This window comes from Streptomyces sp. NBC_01264, from assembly GCF_026340675.1.
Lineage (GTDB): Bacteria > Actinomycetota > Actinomycetes > Streptomycetales > Streptomycetaceae > Streptomyces.
Genome location: NZ_JAPEOX010000001.1, coordinates 3352216 through 3367953, shown reverse-complemented (window position 1 = coordinate 3367953; position 15738 = coordinate 3352216). Strand labels below are relative to the sequence as shown.

20 protein-coding genes and 1 tRNA gene are annotated in these 15738 nt (G+C 68.5%); 4 read left to right on the top strand and 17 right to left on the bottom strand.

Going from position 1 to position 15738, the window contains the following annotated elements; translation table 11 throughout:
• Positions 1-30 precede the first annotated feature (30 nt).
• Positions 31-1278, bottom strand: coding sequence for a hypothetical protein (locus OG435_RS15565; RefSeq protein ID WP_266877453.1), 1248 nt, complete (start codon positions 1276-1278; stop codon positions 31-33).
• A 116-nt stretch (positions 1279-1394) separates the two neighbouring features.
• On the opposite strand from OG435_RS15565, the gene OG435_RS15560 reads away from it, so the two are divergent.
• Positions 1395-1466 (top strand) — tRNA-Val (locus OG435_RS15560).
• A gap of 389 nt (positions 1467-1855) precedes the next feature.
• Positions 1856-2086 carry a helix-turn-helix transcriptional regulator gene (locus OG435_RS15555; protein ID WP_266877452.1) on the top strand — a complete coding sequence of 77 codons (231 nt, stop codon included), beginning with the start codon at positions 1856-1858 and terminating at the stop codon, positions 2084-2086.
• 432 nt (positions 2087-2518) lie between these two features.
• On the opposite strand, the gene OG435_RS15550 is transcribed toward OG435_RS15555, so the two are convergent.
• Complete coding sequence (locus OG435_RS15550; protein ID WP_266877451.1) at positions 2519-2746, bottom strand: hypothetical protein; 228 nt, start codon at positions 2744-2746, stop codon at positions 2519-2521.
• Between the two features lie 192 nt (positions 2747-2938).
• Here OG435_RS15550 and OG435_RS15545 point away from each other — a divergent pair, with 192 nt between their 5' ends.
• Entirely contained in the window at positions 2939-4159 is a 1221-nt protein-coding gene (locus OG435_RS15545) for a transcriptional regulator (RefSeq protein ID WP_266877450.1), read from the top strand.
• Here OG435_RS15545 and OG435_RS15540 read toward each other — a convergent pair.
• Positions 4140-4802: an HAD family hydrolase gene (locus OG435_RS15540; RefSeq protein WP_266877449.1), complete on the bottom strand. Its 663-nt coding sequence runs from the start codon at positions 4800-4802 to the stop codon at positions 4140-4142. The two genes, OG435_RS15545 and OG435_RS15540, sit on opposite strands and share 20 nt — an antisense overlap.
• Positions 4803-5035: 233 nt before the next feature.
• Here OG435_RS15540 and OG435_RS15535 point away from each other — a divergent pair, with 233 nt between their 5' ends.
• On the top strand, positions 5036-5323 hold the full coding sequence (locus OG435_RS15535; RefSeq protein WP_266877448.1) for a hypothetical protein: 288 nt from the start codon (positions 5036-5038) through the stop codon (positions 5321-5323).
• Positions 5324-5903: 580 nt separating this feature from the next.
• Here OG435_RS15535 and OG435_RS15530 read toward each other — a convergent pair.
• The 14 genes from OG435_RS15530 to OG435_RS15465 form a co-directional block, all read right to left on the bottom strand.
• Positions 5904-6719 carry a phage antirepressor KilAC domain-containing protein gene (locus OG435_RS15530; protein ID WP_266877447.1) on the bottom strand — a complete coding sequence of 272 codons (816 nt, stop codon included), beginning with the start codon at positions 6717-6719 and terminating at the stop codon, positions 5904-5906.
• A gap of 397 nt (positions 6720-7116) precedes the next feature.
• Entirely contained in the window at positions 7117-7293 is a 177-nt protein-coding gene (locus OG435_RS15525; protein WP_266877446.1) for a hypothetical protein, read from the bottom strand.
• 80 nt (positions 7294-7373) lie between these two features.
• Entirely contained in the window at positions 7374-7607 is a 234-nt protein-coding gene (locus tag OG435_RS15520) for a hypothetical protein (protein ID WP_266877445.1), read from the bottom strand.
• 8 nt (positions 7608-7615) lie between these two features.
• Positions 7616-8632: a hypothetical protein gene (locus OG435_RS15515; protein ID WP_266877444.1), complete on the bottom strand. Its 1017-nt coding sequence runs from the start codon at positions 8630-8632 to the stop codon at positions 7616-7618.
• A complete protein-coding gene (locus OG435_RS15510; protein WP_266877443.1) occupies positions 8629-9042 on the bottom strand; it encodes a hypothetical protein in 414 nt (137 codons plus the stop codon). Before OG435_RS15510 ends, OG435_RS15515 begins: the two co-directional genes overlap by 4 nt.
• A complete protein-coding gene (locus OG435_RS15505; protein WP_266877442.1) occupies positions 9039-9431 on the bottom strand; it encodes a hypothetical protein in 393 nt (130 codons plus the stop codon). Before OG435_RS15505 ends, OG435_RS15510 begins: the two co-directional genes overlap by 4 nt.
• Positions 9432-9534: 103 nt before the next feature.
• Positions 9535-9918 carry a hypothetical protein gene (locus tag OG435_RS15500; RefSeq protein ID WP_266877441.1) on the bottom strand — a complete coding sequence of 128 codons (384 nt, stop codon included), beginning with the start codon at positions 9916-9918 and terminating at the stop codon, positions 9535-9537.
• Positions 9915-10355 carry a hypothetical protein gene (locus tag OG435_RS15495; RefSeq protein WP_266877440.1) on the bottom strand — a complete coding sequence of 147 codons (441 nt, stop codon included), beginning with the start codon at positions 10353-10355 and terminating at the stop codon, positions 9915-9917. The genes OG435_RS15500 and OG435_RS15495 overlap by 4 nt, the downstream gene beginning before the upstream one ends.
• Entirely contained in the window at positions 10355-10675 is a 321-nt protein-coding gene (locus OG435_RS15490; RefSeq protein WP_266877439.1) for a hypothetical protein, read from the bottom strand. The genes OG435_RS15495 and OG435_RS15490 overlap by 1 nt, the downstream gene beginning before the upstream one ends.
• A gap of 2 nt (positions 10676-10677) precedes the next feature.
• Positions 10678-10941 (bottom strand): hypothetical protein, encoded by a 264-nt coding sequence (locus OG435_RS15485; protein ID WP_266877438.1) that lies wholly within the window; start codon positions 10939-10941, stop codon positions 10678-10680.
• A gap of 2 nt (positions 10942-10943) precedes the next feature.
• Entirely contained in the window at positions 10944-11582 is a 639-nt protein-coding gene (locus OG435_RS15480; protein WP_266877437.1) for a peptidoglycan recognition protein family protein, read from the bottom strand.
• A gap of 332 nt (positions 11583-11914) precedes the next feature.
• Complete coding sequence (locus OG435_RS15475; protein ID WP_266877436.1) at positions 11915-12394, bottom strand: hypothetical protein; 480 nt, start codon at positions 12392-12394, stop codon at positions 11915-11917.
• Positions 12395-12406: 12 nt separating this feature from the next.
• The gene (locus OG435_RS15470) at positions 12407-13018 is read right to left on the bottom strand and encodes a hypothetical protein (RefSeq protein WP_266877435.1); all 612 of its coding nucleotides are present in this window, start codon (positions 13016-13018) and stop codon (positions 12407-12409) included.
• On the bottom strand, positions 13018-15705 hold the full coding sequence (locus tag OG435_RS15465; RefSeq protein ID WP_266877434.1) for a hypothetical protein: 2688 nt from the start codon (positions 15703-15705) through the stop codon (positions 13018-13020). The genes OG435_RS15470 and OG435_RS15465 overlap by 1 nt, the downstream gene beginning before the upstream one ends.
• Positions 15706-15738 lie beyond the last annotated feature (33 nt).

The window sequence follows — 15738 nt, the reverse complement described above, 5'->3', positions numbered from 1 at the left end:
CGCCCTCCCCGGCCTCCCCGCCCGGTCCGCTCAGGCGTGGCCGCGCTCGGTCCGGATGTCCGTCACGACCCGCTGCACGGAGGCTCGTACCGACTCCATCTCCTGGAGGAAGGCCCAGTAGTCGGGGTGGCGGTCCTCCAGAGCGGCCAGCGCCCGCGCCACCCGCGCCACCGCGTCGTCCAGCGGGCGCGCGTGCCGCTCCTCGGGGACCGTACGGCCCTCCATCGCCAGGCGCTGCGCGTCCCGGATCGCGAACCGGGTCCGCTGCACCTCCGCCTGCGGGTCCCGGGCCACCGCCTCCAGCCGGGTCAGCCGGTCCTGCGCCGCCGACACCGCCTCGTCGGTGGCGTCCAGCGCGGCCCGTACCGCCTCGACCAGGGCCGCTACGACGGCCCACTGCTGCTGATCGCGCGCCCGGCCGGCCTCCGCGAGCCGCTCCTCCGCCTGCGCCACGTCCCGTACCGCCTGCTCCGGGACGTGCTGGAGGTCCTGCCAGCAGGCCGCGCTGAAACGCCGGCGCAGCTCGCTGAGCACCGGATCCACCCGGTCCGCCCGGTTGCGCAGCGCCTGCGCGCGGGTCCGCAGGCTCACCAGCCGCCGGTCGATCTCCGCCGCACGCTCCGGGAGCCGCGCCGCCTCGGCCCGTATCGCCTCGGCGTCGCGCAGGATCCGGTCGGCGCGCTGCACGGTCTCCTGTACGCCGTGCTGCGCGGCGCCCTGGTTCAGCTTGGTCAGCTCCGGCCCGAGCGCGGCCAGCCGGGCGGCCAGGTCGTCGGCCCGGATCCCCTTGCCGCGCACCTCGTCCAGCGCCGTGCTCGCCGCGAGCAGCGCGGCCCTGGCCCGCTCCCGGGCGGGCGCGACCCGCGCCAGCTGCGTCTCGGCCCGGTCCAGCAGCGGCTGCAGCCCCTGCGCGAACCGGTCGAGCTCGCCCTTGACCCGGACCAGCTCCTCCTTGGCCCGCGTCAGCTCCTCCCGGGCCCGCGCCGCGGCGGACGCCTCCAACTCCACCCGATCGAGATCGTGCGCGTCGACGGCGTCGATGTAGACATGACTCACCTGGTCGATGCGCTGCCCGAGCGCGGCGAACCCCTCACCCACCCGACGCGCCTCCGGCGAGCCGTCCGCGGCCGCGATCGTCTCGATCGAGATCCGCAGATCCCGCTGCGCGGTGTCCAGCTCGTAGAACGCCGCCGCGGCAGCGTCCTTCGCCGCCTGAGCATCCGCCCGCCGACTCTCGTCCCGCCCGCCGCCGAACCACCGCCGGGGTGCCGTCGTCACAGTCGCCTCTCCCGTACCCGGTCCGTCCGCAATTCCCCTGCCCCGGTCCATTCTCCCCCACGGGAACGGGTTTGCGTGGGGGGTGTGCGCTGCATGTAGGCTGTCCACTCATCCACGGGTGCGTAGCTCAGGGGTAGAGCGCTGCTCTTACAAAGCAGATGTCGGCGGTTCGAAACCGTCCGCGCCCACCGCGTTGACCTCGTAAGAGGTGAAGGAAAGCCCAGGTCAGAAGCTTCTCGGCCTGGGCTTTCTCGTGCCTGCGTGCAGCTTGACTACACGTCAGTGCAGTCTCGCTACGCTCTCATGCAGCACTAATACGACACCCTGCCCCCTAAAATCCCCCCAAGGGATCTTGCTGTTATCGCAGGTCAGGGCCCAAATGCGGTGACCCCCCTCCATGCGTCGGAGGGGGGTCACCTTCGCCGCCGGGTGCCTGACGCGCCCCGACCACGCTGATGGTGGGGCCCGCGCCGCTACACCCTGCGGCCGCCTATGTCGCCGATCAAATCGGCGTTGATCAGAAATAGCGGGATGTATCCCGCAGACAAAACGATCTTCAGGTCTGAGTGTCTAGTAGGTGCAACCCGCAACACCTCCTTGGATCCTCCAGGCCCGCGTTGACCTGGGTAATCGGATCCGCGACGCCCGCCTCCAGGCGGACCTCACGCAGGAGAAGCTTGCCGAGCTGGCTGGGATCGACCGGACAACCCTGCAGAAGACTGAGGCCGGCAAGACGGACGCCAAGTTCTCGCAACTGCTTCGCCTCGCTCGAGCCCTACGCCTCCCGGCGCGGGACCTCATGCCATGATCGAGCCAGTCCCCGTCTGGTTTAGGCCAAGGGACTAGTCCCCCATCTTGCCTGGTCTACGCCTTGCGGGGTAGGTGTTTCCGCATATATGCGCGCGCATCGTTCGCACCCCGTGTGAATCGCCCACAACGGTCGTGCGCTTGCGGGGACTTGACTGCCGCCGGTTCGAACGTGCGCTCGAAGCTTTGTTGAAGCGAACACGAACCAGACTGCCGGTACCCGCCCCTCCCGCTGCCGCCGCGGCCGGAGAGGCGGGGGTCTAGGGGAGCCGCGGCAGCAGACGGGCCACGCGGGACCGGCTCGGCTGCCGTGGCGGGCAGGGGTCGGGGTGGACGTAGTCGTTGGGGCGGACGCCCGACGCACTATGCCGCACGATCTCGCGGGCCTCGCCAACGATGGCCTGCTGGCACTCGCAGCAGATCCGGCCGGCGGTCATGCGAGCGCCCCGTGCTGGGGGCAGGCCCTGGGGAACCAGCGGCTGCGCTGCCCGGCTCGGAAGATGGGGCGCTCTCCGAGATCGACGGCATCCCCGTTGTCGAGGTGGATCCCGCAGTACACGCAGGCGGTCCCGCGGACCTGCTGCTCGGACAGCTCCGACAGTGCGGGTAATTCGTGCGGCGTGCGGTGGCCGCGGGTCTCGCTGGGTGGTGATGGTGCCACGGGGGTGCTCCCTGCCAGTCTCAGCGGGTGGTGGGGATCAGCGTGGCCTCTTAGCGGACGTATGGCGAGGACATCGAGCGGCCTCTTTGTGGCCGTAAAGCGGACGTCTGTGCGCTCGTGTGGGTGATGCGTGGCCTGGTAGCGGTCCGACTGCCAGACTTGCCACCGCCCCTACAACGTATGGAGGTTGGGATGTCCCGACCGCTAGGCAATGCACGCCTCCGGGCGGCGCGTCAGGCAGCGGGATACCGCTCGCAGCAGGATCTCGCCGACGCGCTGGCCGACCGCGGGCTGAGCGTCAGCTCCCGGCAGGTGAGGCGTTGGGAGTCCGACGCACCGCCGCTGCCGTACCTGGACCTGCAGCGCGCCCTCGTCGAGCTGCTGGGTGTGACCAGCATCGAGGAGCTCGGCTTCCCCTCCGCCCCCACAGGGCCGGATGCGGGCCGGGTGCTGCGGACGCCGCCGGCCGCGCCGATGGCCGTACCCAATGCGGTGCAGCCAGCGAGCGCAGCCTCGGCGTTCGCGGCGGTCACTCGCGCCCACCGCCGCCTGTACTGGACCGTCGCGCCCGCCACCCTGCACCCCGCTGTCTCGGCCCACGCCACCCTGGGCGGCGCGCTGCTCCCTGCTACGTCCGGTGTCATCCGCAAGGCAGTGGCGTCGGCGCTCGCCGAGTCGTGGCTGCTCGCCGGCCGCATCGAGTTCTTCGACCTCAACGAGCCGGGCCGGGCGCGGGAGACGTGGCTGCGCGCACTGCAGGCCGCAGGGGATGCAGACGACGCGCTGCTGGGTGCCGCAATCCTCGCGCACACCGCGTTCGTGCCCGGCTGGGCCGGTGACCGGGCGGGCGCCTCGGAGCGGATGGCGATGGCCCGCACCTCCGCCCGCCGGGGGCCCGCCTCAGCCGAGCTCCTGGCGTGGCTGGACGCGGTCGAGGCCGAGTGCGAGACCCGCTGCGGCAACACCCGGGCCGCGCTCAACCTGATCTCGCGTGGCGAGGACATCCTCGAGGCCGGTAGTGAGGAGGCGAGCCCTGACTGGATGGACTGGTTCAGCGCTGTCCGTCTGGCAGCCTTCAAGGGGAACACGCAGCTTCGGGCCGGGCACCTGCCGCAGGCCCGCGAGACGCTCCTCAGCGTCCTCGAGGATCTCCCTGCAGACGCAGACAAGCAGCGGACCGTCGTGCTCGGCGACCTCGCCGCGGTCGAGGCGGCAGCTGGCCACCCGGAGGCGGCCTGCGACTACTCGGTCCGCGCTCTGGATCTGCTCGAGGTGCACTGGTACGCGACGGGCATGGAGCGGGTCCGGGAAGTACGGCGCGAGCTCGCTCCGTGGCAGAGCGAGCCGTGCGTCCGCGCGCTGGATGACCGGCTGTACAGCTGGGGTGCGATGCTCAGCGCTCTCGCGAATTGAAGTCCGCGATCCTCTCGGGGAGCTCAAGCAGGCTCTCGACCAGCATCGTCGGGAGAGCCTGGGTGTCTCCTTGGTGCCATTGGATGTTGGCCCACGGTCCCCGGTGGATGAGGGCCGTGGGCATGCCGAACGTGGCGGCCGGGCGGATGTCGTTGTCCATCCGGTCGCCCACGTACAGGATCTCCTCCGGGGCGAACGGCACGACTGCGGCGACCCGCTCGAAGAACTCGACGTCCGGCTTGCTTGCCCCCCAGTCGTCGGAAGTGCCGATGAGGTCGACGTCCTCGGTGAAGAGACTGCGGAGGATGCCGCCGGCACGAACGGTCTGGTTGCCAGCGATGCCGAGCCACAGTCCGTCGGCGCGGAGCTTCGCCAGCGCAGGGCGGACGTCCGGATAGAGGTCGGACTCGTCGAAGTGCTCCGGCTTCCCGGCCGCCGCTCGCGCCGCCCGCTCGGTGGTGAGGTCGAAGCCGGGCTGGAACTCCCGGAAGGTCTCGCGGTAGTCGCGGCCCTGGGCGATGACGGCGCCGAACATCGCGGCGAAGGTGTGGCGCGGAACGTCTAGCCAGTCGGCCCAAGTGCCGTACTCGCGGGTCTCGTCAACGAGGCATTCGCCGACGTCAAAGACAACAGCTCGAATCATGGGTTCACCCTACGAGAGGCGTAGCCGTGCTGTGGGTGGGGCCCGATATCCTGTGCGACATGTCCCCCACCCCGCCCGACCGTGGCCCTGTGCGCCCTCTCGCGGAGATCAACGCGGAGATCCGGGCGCTTGTCGCTGCGGGCGGGGCGGCCTCGCCGCGGTATGAGGAGCTCCTTGAGGAGTGGTCCGCGGCGATCCGTGCGACCGTCAGACCTGCCGCCTAAGATCCGGCCGTGGCAATCGAACTGAACGATGACCTGTTGGCCCTGCAGAGGGCCGCGGACGAGGCGCACGCCCAGCTCAAGGCCTTGTCGGAGGAGTACGGCAGGCCGACCCAGGAGGTCGGCTGGACCGAGGAGCAGCACGCGGCGTGGGATGAGGCGCTTGAGGTGTGGCGGCAGCGGGGCGCCGAAGCCCAGCAGGCCGTGACCGACCACGCCGCGGCGACCAGCCAGGACCGGGGGAAGCTGGAGGCGGAGGTCAAGAAAGCCGTTCGCCATCCGGAGCCGACTGAGGGCTGACAGCACTCCGCCCCACCGGGGCCAGGGCCGCCGTTCTAGGCGGGGCGGCGGCTGGGGTACCTCGCCGAAGGGCCCAGCCGCCGCTTCTGCGGTCACGCGCGTGGGGGCGGGCGTGCCGCAGGTCGTACCCGGCGGCCTCAGGCGTAGCCGCCGGCAAGAGTGGGCGCTGGCCGAGCGCTTCGAGGGTCCCCCGGCCAGCCCGATCACCATATGCAGGGATCGCGCCTGGTGGTGGGCTCCTGGGCGGGACGGTCCGCTGGTCTATGGGGTGGCGGCCGGATGGTGGACGGTGATCGGCGTAGACAGCACTCCGCCCCACCGGGCGCTGATCCGGTGGGGCGGAGGTCGGTCCAGCAGCATCCCCGCGTACTAGAGCCGATGTGATGGTCCGATTGTGCCAGGGGGTACTGACAGCGGGGCGGTACGCTGGCTGACGGTCGGGCTGCGGGTCGCTCCCGTGGCGTCAGGTTGATACGGGGAGATGACATCAATCCCAAGTGGGTTCGAGTCCCACCCGACCCCCACCGGCGGAAAGCAGGACGCCCGCCCCCGCTGGATGCGGAGACGGGCGTCAGGTCGTTCAGGCGGCGGCGCTTCCGTATCGCTGCCGCACCCACTCAGCGCCCTTCGGGGTCAGCAGCAGGGTCCGGGTCCAGCTGCCGTTGGGGAGGCTCTCCCGAACGAAGGCGAACCGGCCGCTGTTGCGGTCGGCGTACACGTCGTACTGCATGCGGCGCTGGTCTTCCGGGTGCGGGTAGGCGAACACGTAGTGGTCCTCGATGAGCCGCTCCCGCAGCTCGCTCTCCTTGACGCCGATCTCCTTGGCGACCTGACGGAGGCGGACGTTGTCCTTCTCGTCCTGCCAGTGCTCGAAGGCCTCGACCTTCGGCTTGGCCTGCTCCAGCTCGAGCTCGGTCTTCACCAGCTTGAGGGCGGTCTCGTGGAGGATGGAGGCCATCTCGAGGACGCCGCGCGAGGTGGAGATGTCCGGCACTGCGGCCTGGGCGACTTCGGCCCTGCGGGTCTGCACGGCGAAGTACAGCTTGGCTGCAGCGACTTCCGGCTTGCGGCTGTCGCCGGCGAGGGCGACTTGGTACGCGCCGAGCCGGGTGAGTCGGTAGTCCGCGGCCTGCTGGTTTCCCCAGCGACCGCCCTTGATCACTTTATGGGCACCCATAAAGTGATCAAGCGAATTGACCTCCGTCGTGTCGAGCCCGTCACGGGCCCGGACGACGACCTTGTCGAAGTCCTGCCAGCTTGCGTACCCCATGAGCTGCTGCAGGTCGCGGGCGGACCAACGTTCCTCGCCGTTGATGTCGACGTGCATGATCTTGTCGAAGGGGCTCGATCCACTCGCTCCGCCGCCGTCGGGCAGGCTAAGGTGGCCTTGGTTCAAGGGGTTCTCCTTGGATCCCTGCCCCCGGCGGCCTCAATCCGCGCGGGGGCTCATCTATTGTCGGGGCATCCGCGTCGGCATATGCATCCACGGATGGCCTAAACGCTACTCCCGGTGATCCACGGGACGCTGCTCCAACCAGGGGGCGCGCGGGGGCGTTTCTCCTCCGCCGCACGCCCCTCTCACGCTCGGCCGAATGGCGTACCTGGCCCTGCGTCAGACTGAACACGAGAAAGCCCCCACCCGAAGGTGAGGGCTGAGGCGTCGCCCGGCTTCAGCCGGCTGAACCGGGTGCCACGGTTTCCCGCAGCAGACGAGCGTCCGCGGAAGCGGCCTACACCGGCCATGCGACCGGGTCAGCTGCTGCACCCAGTGTGGCACGCGGCGCCGACAACGGTCAGCGGTTGGTCGGCCGGAGCTTGCGGCGCCGGTTGCCGACGTGGGCCAGCAGCCAGGCCGCGGCCTCCGCCCGCTCACACTCCAGGCCACAGAACGGCTCCCGATTCTCGCCAGCACTCCACACCAGGCCCGGGTCGCTGCCCTTCAGCGGCATCCCGCAGAACGTGCACTCCATCGCATCCTCCTCGGTGAGCGGTCTTCACTGAGGACAGACGACGTAACTCCGGGAGCGCATAACGTTCCCTTACTTGCTGGTCAGTCGCGGTCCACGTCCGGGTCGATCAGATCGGCAGCGTCTTGCCAGCCCATGTTGTAGTGGCCGAGGTAGTCGACATCCCTGTTGCGGATCTTTCGAGCCAAGTGTGAGGCGTGCTCGCGTTCGACCATGTCGAGCATCAGCGTCACGGCCGCGTGGACAGCGGGCGGTACGCCGGTCTCTTTGAAGGCGACCGTGGCCATTTCGTACAGGTTCTCTCGGGCCGTGCTCACGACTCCCCCTACAGGCCGATGTCATCGGATGCGGCGTCGACCCAGCGGTCGGCTTCCTGGATGTACCCCCAGAACACGGGGCTGTTGGCGGCGTGCCCGGACTGGGCGCGGATCTTCTCCTCGCGCTTCCCGGCCTTGCGGGAGGTGGTGATAAACCCGGCCCGCATCGAGTGGCCGGTGAGACGGACCGCGACGCCTGCCCGTTCGGCGCTGCGGGAGATGATCTCTTGGCAGCCGGACGCGGTGAGCCCGTCGTCGCCGAGGTGTCCGTGGACGCTCACGGGCCGGAATGCTGGGCCGCTGGCGAGTCCGGCCGCAGCTTTCCAGGTGAGCCAGGCGCGGACGGGGCAGGTGTCGGGGTTCTTGCCGTAGGCGACGACGACGTCCCGGGGCGGTCGCTGCTTGACGGAGGGGACGTGGACGTCGAGGCCTTCGCTGACGAGCTGGATGCCGTCCACGCGGAGCGCGGAGACTTCGGCGGATCGGCCGGCGATCCCGAAGGCCATGAGCCAGAGCGCTCGGTCGCGAAGTCCGGCGAGGCCTGCTGGCGCGGCGGCGTACATCTGCCGGAGCTGGGCGGGTGTGGCGGCGGGGGCCTTGCCTCGGCCGCGGGCGATGCGGTCGGGGTCGAGCTTGAGGGGCTTCAAGGCCTTGCGGGCGGCGACCGTCGCGTCCTTGGAGACTTCGACGCCGAGGGACCGCGCGGTGACCGTAACTCCGGTGATCCGCCGGTCGATGCTGGCGGGTGCTGCGATCTTCACGGTGTCGAGCCAGATGACGAACCCAACGAGTGTCCCCTTGGTGACATCGGTGAGCGCCAACGGGTGGCCGGTGCGTTCAGCGAGCCAGCCATGGAACTCGGCCCACAGGTTCCAGTCGTTCTCGTACCCGCGCTTGGTGTTGTGGGGTCGGATGGCATCGAGGTGTTCCTCGGCGGCTTGTTCCATGGCGGCGAGGACGGCGAGGGTCGCCGGGTCGTAGACGGCCGGAGCGGCGCTCGGCTGGAGCGGGACGAGGTCGGTCATGCCGCCTCGTCCAAGTCCTGACGCAGGACGTCGATGACGGTTGCCTTCGACACGTTCGCCGGGAGTCGCTGCTCCCAGGCGTCGAGCCTGCGATGCACTCGCTCGACCGCACGGTGGTCCGCAGCGAGCAGGTTGGCCGCACGCTCCGCCTTCCGCAGCTTCTCGCGGAGCTGGTCGTTCTCAAGTTGAACGTCGGCGAGCTTGTGCAACAGCTCGGTCGACTGCTCTATCTGCCGCTCCTGTTGGGCGCGCAGTTCCAGATCAGCCTCCCGGATGGCGACGTCGGCGTGCGCGAACCAGGCGGAGCGCGCGTGGTTCCACTCGTGGCCGTCTGCGAAGAAGGCCTTGGATCCGGCGTGTCCCGCAAGCGCTTCGGCGTAACGCTGGCGACGTTCGAGGCGGTCGGTCACGCCGTCTTCCCCTTCCGGTGGTCTTCGAGGCGGGTCACCCCGAAGGCTTGGTGGTCCGCGCGGTCGGCGGCGGCGAGCAGTGCCATGGCGATGCGCCGGGCATCGGAGGCGTACAGCGGGACGAAGTCGATCCCGGGGTACATGGACTCTGGGGTGGAGACGTACACCAGCCCGTCGGCGGTGTCCTGTTCGTCAGCGGTGCGGACCACCCACACGTTCTTCTTGGTTCCGTGGGGTGTCTGCGTCTCCCGCAGGTCCCACTCGTGGCCCGGCCATGCGTGGTCGGGGCCGTTGATGCGCGTCGGCTTCGGGCGTTCAGCGCTGTCGGCTATCGACACGAGGCGGTGAAGTTCCCGGCGGATGTCCTCAAGGGACAGTTCCTGAGACATGCTCAATTGTACCAAAAATGGGCGCCGATATGGCATCTTATCTGGGTTCAACTCCTGCGCCGGGCATAGCAAAAGGCCCCCACCGCGGCGGCGGTGGGGGCGGTCAGACTCCAGTTCGGTTGTACTCGTCAACCGCATCCGGTGGCGCCGGCGGCTCGAGTCCGGCCGCGCGCATCTGGGCAGTCAGTCTGCCTACGTAGGTGGAGAACGACCGGACGAGGACCTCAAGCCGGTAGACCCTTCCGCGCAAGGAGCCGTTCTCCTCGTCGACCCTCTGCACGGATGCCTGCAGGATTGCGAGGCTGGCTTCCTGCTGGGCTGGTGCGGCGGTTGCGCGGGCCGCCGCCTCGTTGGCTCGGCCGATGGCGCGCTGCGCGTCCGCTGTCACCTGTGCCGCACGAACAGTGGCACGGGATACGAACCAGCCGCCGCCGCCAAGGATGCTGCCGCCCGCCGTGGCCACGGCCGCCCACTCCCCAATGTTCATCCGCCCTCAGCTTTCCGGGCCGCGCGGAGAGCGGGTACCGAGTACTCGGGCACCGTCGAGGCCCACAGAATCACCCCCACATGGGAAGTGAGGTACCAGGTAGCGACGTAGCCGCCGCGTGAGTAGTCGCCGGTGATGACTGCGGCGAAGTATGCGATCGCCCAGACAGCTGGGGGGACGAGAGCGGCGGCGAATCCCGCCCAGTCGCGGCCGATCTTCAGGAAGGCGCTGAATGTGGTGACGAAGCCGGCGCCGATCCAGAGCCAGGCCCAGGACTCTATGGGGCACCACCGGGTGAGCAGCCACAGCCCTTGGGTGCTGGGTGGATCGGCGATGAAGCTGATCCCCAGGTTCGTCATGCCAATGCCCAGCAGGATGAGGAATGGGCCGCGGCGGCCCAGCAGCTTGCGCAGCCACCGGACCGCACGGCAGATCACTAGACGCTCCGGGGCGAGCCGGCCGTAACCAGGCTGTCCTGCATCTTGCCGCTGACGCCGGCCGGCTTCCAGAACCCGAAGTGGGCGAGGACGCCAGTCCCGAAGGAGACGGCGGCGAGAACAGCGGCGGTGCCGAGGTCGAAGCCGGGGCCCGGGTTGGCTATCTCGACGACCAGGCCGTTGGCCGTGGACAGCGCCAGCAGCAGGACCGCCTTGGTCCCGGCCGAGGTGACGCGGGTGGTGACCAGGCCGACGAGGACCGGCAGGATCACGGAGACGAGGAGGCCGAGCCAGTAGGCGCGGTCAAGGGTAACGGTCATGGTCAGGCCTTTCGGATCGCGTTGTCGACGGTCGCGACATCGAGCCACTCCCCGTCGTACTGCTGGCCGAGGGGGACGGTGTAGTCGATGGTGACGTCGTCCCAGCGGGTGAGCTCGGCCTTCGTGGCACGTCGGATGAGCCCGTTGGGGAAGATCGCGAAAACGCTGGCATCGGTGGCACCGCTGGAGGAGCCACGTCCACCACCAGCCGACTTGAGGAGCAGGACACCTGCGGGGCGCGGGATCTTCGGGGTGGGAGTGCTCATGGTCAGACTCCGATCATTCGGAAGGCCACCGGCCGGACGTACTCCGGCACGGGAGGAGGGGTGACGGGAGGAGGCGGAACAGTGGGCGGGGCGGGCGGCTTGGGGGCTGGCGTGCCGTTGGCGCGGGCGACGATGCCGGGGAAGATCCGCTCCTTGAACTGCTTGACCCGGGCATCGCCAGGGCAGTTGGTGCCGCCGACCGCCCAGTCGGCGTGGAGCCGGTGATAGCCGAAGCCGGGATCGGAGGCGGTGCGGCAGATCCGCAGCGGGATGCCATGCTGCTTGTGGAGCCACACGCCGAGGGCGATGAGGCCTTCGACCTGGGCGTCGGTCCACGGGTCCGTGTGGTTCAGGTTCGAGGCGGTCTCGATGGAGACAGCGCCCGTTCCGTCGGAGCGGCGGTTTGCCAGGTAGTTGGCGTCAGCCCTGGTCTGAGTGCCGATGTACTGGGCGATGCTGCCGTCGTAGGACTGGCCGAAGTGGCTCTCGAGGTTGGTGCTGTCGCGCCAGTACTCGAACGTCCGCTCCTTCGTCCACGGGGCGGCGATGCTGTGCATGATGAACTGCGTCGGCCGAATCGACGGCTGGCTGTCACTCTCGGGCTGGAGCTCCATCTTGCGAGCCCCGGGATACCAGGCCATGGGCCCTCCAGGTCCACGTTCGGGTGGTGTTGAGGTCTCGCCGTTGTCCAGCGAGAGGTTCAGTGGTGGCTACCAGCCGGGTGGGAGCCGTTTCCGTGGCCGCTTCGGATCTTCTGGCGCGATGAATGGGAACTCGGGCTCAGCCGGCGCCGGGCATGAGCAGCCGCCGCCCTTGCTCGGCCCGGAGCACTTGGCCTCGTGGACGTAGCTTGCAGCCGCAGGCGAGACACCGTGGTCGGCACACGCGTACACGGCCACCGTGGTGTCGCCCTTCTCGGACGCCCGTTGGCGCCACTGCACCACCGCGTCCTCACCGCACTCATGGCAGGCCTTCATGCGTGGATCCATTCGACGTACATCATCGATGCGGACTCGCCGGCGTAGGCGGTGGATAGAGCTCCGCCACTGTTCTGTCCGCCAGCGACTTCCACGTAGTCGCCGACGGCCAGGTCGAGGATGTGGCTAGCCTCGAAGATTCCAGCCAGAGTTCCAGCGGCGCCTAGGTTGGCGCCGCCTTGGATGTAGGTGCCGTTCAGGTGGATGCGGGCGCCTCGGGACCCGGTCGAGTTGGTGGCAAAGGCTGCTCTGCCGGTGATGCGGTATGTCCCAGCGAGCTGGCAGGTGTAGCGGGAGGTATTGGATGTGGTGGAGTGCCCGCTATAGGTGTCCTTGATCTCCGTGTCGAACGTGATCGCAGCCCAGGCGCCATGCGCGACGGACTGTACGACGGTCTGCTGAAGAATCGCGAGCGGCGGACTCTCGACTTTATCGAGGAGCTCCGCCGTGATGATTTGGCCGGCGTAGATGGCCATGTGCACCTCCCTTTAGAGAGCCGCTATTGCGGGCTGGGCGAGACTGACGCTCACGCCGGAAGCGTGGGATTTGACGATGCCGTTGGTGCTGCGGGTCACGGTCATCCGCTGCGGTGACACCACCTGGAAATCGCTCCACGATGCCGTCACTGGCAGCGTGTTCGTGTTCGCACTGGACAGGCTGGTGCGGGTGCCGATTTCCGCGTCAGCGCTCAGGTCCGTGTCCGTGACCGTCAGTTGCCACGCTCCGGGATCCGGATGGGTGTCCGGCCACACCCGGGCCCGCAGGGTGGTGCCGGAGACCTCGAAGCGAATCCAGAAGCGGCGGCCGGCCGCATGGGTATAGGGGGTGGTGTACGTCGATGTGAGGGAGGTATCTGTACCTGCGACGCGCTTTCGGAGCGTCAGCAGTACGGTTTGGGTGGTGGTGAATTCGACCCTTGCCAGGTACATGTTGTTGGCGTCTGTCCACCGGGCCACGAGGGAGCAGAAATGGCTCCCCCCGACGGCGAGTTTGTCGGTCGCGACAGTCGCCATGAGGTCCGCATTGGCGCCGGGTGAGTCGAGCGTCGTACCCCGGGCGACGTTGACGCTGGTGAGAGACACCAGCCCATAGCCGGCCATCACACCACCGCCACGCTGTAGTCGGCGGCGGATCCGCCAGTCGTCGTCCAGGCCTGCCCGGCATCGGAGGTGCCCCAGCCGGATGAGACAGTTCGCTGGAAGCGGTCCTGCCGGCTGCCGTTGATCTCTGTCACGGTCATGACCTCGCCGCCAACTTGGACGTCGAAGGGCGTGTCGCCCAGGTCAGTGGTCCACAGTGGGCCCGTGGCCGTCGTGAGCGACAAGATCGTGTCGTTGGTGTCGACACCGGCCGACAGGACTGTGCCTGAGGTATCCGCGCGCCCCCGGACCGGATCATCCATCACGCCCACGGTCCACGGGCCAGCCGGAGAGCATGTCAGCGTGATCGTCCACTCCAGACTGCGGATCTCCTCCTCGGCACCCTCGACCATCAAGTCCAGTGGTCCAGGCGGCAGGAAGGCGGGCAGGTCAGTGATCCGGATGATGTCCCCGGGGCACAGAGCGGCCACCGTAGGTATGAGGGCCGGGTACTTGTGCAGCAGGATCCGCACCCGTGGATATCGGGCCTCATCCCACGTGCCCCGGTGCAGGAGCCAGTAGGCGACGTCATCGCACTGGCCGTCCGTGGCGAGGCTCAGGGTCCGGGAGTCGTCGTAGGTCCCGACACCATCCGGTGGGGCTGCGACCGACATTGGACCGCTCGTCAGGATGGCGCGTGCAGAGGAGCCACCGGTACGCGCCACCGTGATGTCGTTGCGGACCGTTGTGTCATCGTCGACGGGCTCCAGAGGCGTCACCAGTTGCGAGTAGGCGAGGGTGGCCTTCGGGGCCTGGTTGTAGAGAGTCGACCGGCTGCGATAGCAGAGACCAGCCCGTTCCCGGTCTTCGTAGAGGATCCCTCCGTCAGCGTCCTCGCACTCGTACAAGAGGGCCTGAAGCGCGCTCGGCCGCTGCGGGCCCATCTCTGAAGACGAGCCAGCGCTGGAGGGGGCGATGACGATGGACAGCCCCTCCTCTGTTCCAAGGCGGAGCATCCGATCAGCGGCCGTCTCACCCCGGTAGCCGTTGTCAGCGGTCCCCCAGATGCTCGTATCGGATGAGGGAAAGATCCCGACGTGGCCGATCTTCATGCCGGCCAAGAGGGTGCCGAATCCTGTCTGGATGTCTGTCACTCGGCCGGGTGTTCCGGCGATGGAGAAGTTGTATTGGACACCCCCGGCATCGACGTCCACGAAGCCAAAATGGAAGTCGGTGTTTGACCCATTGAGCTGCGCAGTGCAGTCAAATCGGAACCACGTGCCGGGTGCGTAGACGCCCGCGTTGGAGAACACTTCGGTGGTGATGACCGAGCCACCGAGGGCGTAAAGGTCCGCGACCACCGTCGTGCTCGTGAACCGCATGACCAAGCCGCGGGCGGTGCCGGTCGTGGAGAACGCGAGCCAAGAGGACGATGAGGCTGGCATGGCGTCGAGGTTGTACAGCAGCGACACCATGTACCCGTTGGTGCTGCTGGTGTAGGCGGGCACAAGGCCGTACATGAAGGCCGCGTCTCCGACTACAGGCAACGCCGATGATCCCGGACAGGTGTCGTCCTGACCGAACGCCAAATCGCCGACCGTGAGCGGCGGGCAGCCGGAGATCGGCGAGGACGCCTGGATAGAGTCCCGGCCGTCCTCCATCGGCCAATACGCTACCGGGCCCTGGGTCGGAAGCCGGCGACGTAGCGTGGACGCCAGAGCCTTGTCGCCCTGTCCAAGGCGCCGCAGGATCCCGGACGCCTCCACCGGGGTGGTGACGTCAAGCCCCCCGGAACTCCAGCGAGGTGACCAAGCCGACGCCTCAAGGACGGCACGGATCCGACGAGAGGTGACCTCGCCACCATTCGCGGTCGACCAGGTACGACCTGCCCCGTCAGCAAAGCTCGTAGTGCCGCTCGCCTGCGCACTGAAGTCAGGGTCCGCCACAACCGAGCCGCCGATGCCGCTTCGGATCTCGACCCCGTGGTACTGACGGGAGACCGGTGCATACGTGTTACTGGCAATGTCCCCCACCTCGACACCCGACGTCGAGTTGAAGATCGATGTCGTACCCCCTGTGGTGACAGTCGACGTGCCGAGCTGTGTCCACGAGCCGGCCAAGGTTGGCGCGGTATAGAACGCGACCGTGTAGCCACCGATGCCGTTGTTGACATCCAGTGTTGCCCGGACAGCCCCGCGCTCTCCGGGGCCGAACGGCAGCGGCAGCGTGGACAGTGCAAAGCTGAAGGCGGTGCCGTCCGCGGACCAACGGAACTCGATCACCCCGTCGTCGCGTATCGCCATCAGCCACGACCGCTGATTCGTTGTGCTGTTGTACTTTCCGAACACGGACCATCCGAACACCCCTGTGCGGCACGCCCACACGCTGGGGGTCAGATCAGCACGGACATCGAGATCACCAGTGATATCTAGGGCGGCAGTGTCGGGGGTGGTAGCGCGCCCACGCACACCGCTGGGGATGACGAGCGCCACGTTCGCACCCCCGTGACTGATCCGAACGGGGGTGTTGCGGCCGAGCTGCCCGAAATAGGGGCTGGTGGGGTTGCGGCTCGAGTACTTGCCATCGGGGTTGAACAGGCTCAGCCCCGCCGTAGCAGGGTCTGTGCGAGTCCCCTCGGACCGCCGGCCCCACCGGTAGCGGATGCCGCCGCCCGCGCGAAGGGCGTCATTCGTGACGGTGGTCCACACCCCACCTATCTGGAGCTCCACACCCGGATCCGG